Raw genomic sequence first — 982 nt, forward strand, 5'->3', positions numbered from 1 at the left:
ATATCCCGGCTTGGCCGTCTGGAGGGCTTCTAGGCGCTTCTGACGCTCTTTTTGAGCCTCTTCCCTGTCCAGCCCTTGCTCGACACGCTCCAGGAGCGCTGGAGCGGCTGTAGCGGCCTTGCCGGTGCATTCATGGGCAAGCACATACGGCTGCCGCCCGTCGCGGGTGTGTTTGGGCTTTTGGTTGGTGAACCCGGCTAACCGCCCGTAATGCTTGCTGTCCGCGCTGTTCAGGTCGCCGCCGTAGTGCTTTGCCAATGATCGCGCCGCCACAGTACGCGCCTCGTCGGATATAGACTTATCCGATAGCTTGATCCATGCCTGATAGTTTCCCGGCGAGGTTTCTATCGTTGCAGCGGATAGAAAACCATCCTTTGCCATGCGAGAAATATTATCCGCCGTCAGGTCGTCAACCAGTACCAGCCCATGCTCTCCGGCCGGGCGGATATACACATCATTGCCCTTGGCGTTCATGCGTTTGAGCCATGCTGCGGACTGCTCGACCTCTGCGCGGCTCCATTCCCGGTTCATCATTTGCCCGGTCTTGGCTTCCCGAATTCCGACTTCAAAGCGTGGAACGTCCAGCGCTATTATTTGTTTTTGGAGCGCTTCAAAGCTTCGATCACGACGGGTTTCAAAGCTTCCGCTACCGCTTCCGCGTCTACTGAGTTCTTGATAACGGGCGGGTTCAGCCAAAGCCAAAACGCGCTCACGAGCATTGCTGTAAATAGCCCCGTCACCACCGCCAGGGCGTAATGCCTCCACTCCATCCGCTGCCCTGCCAGGTCCAGACTCTCTGCGGCCTTGCTCGCCTCTGCTGCTGCTTCCTTGTATCCCTTCACCGACTCCGTTAACTGGCTGGCGAACTTCTCTGCCTGCTCCTGGCTCTTGCGGTCGATCTCGATTAGCGTCTGGCGTGTCTCGTCCGTCAGCGCGGTTAGTGCCTGGGCCAGCGGCTCCAGCGTCACGGCCAAATCCTCCA

Annotated in this window: 2 protein-coding genes; both read right to left on the reverse strand. The window is 58.7% G+C overall.

The genetic code is table 11. The features are described from left to right. On the reverse strand, positions 1–702 hold a 702-nt coding region (locus PO883_RS34565), incomplete at its 3' end, for a RepB family DNA primase (protein ID WP_373890144.1). Beyond that, positions 591–982: IncQ-type mobilization protein MobB (locus tag PO883_RS34570; protein WP_289313818.1), on the reverse strand; the 392-nt coding region annotated here is incomplete at its 5' end. The genes PO883_RS34570 and PO883_RS34565, both read right to left, overlap by 112 nt.

It is taken from the genome of Massilia sp. DJPM01 (assembly GCF_030348125.1).
In the GTDB taxonomy this organism is placed as follows: Bacteria; Pseudomonadota; Gammaproteobacteria; order Burkholderiales; family Burkholderiaceae_D; genus Telluria_A; species Telluria_A frigida.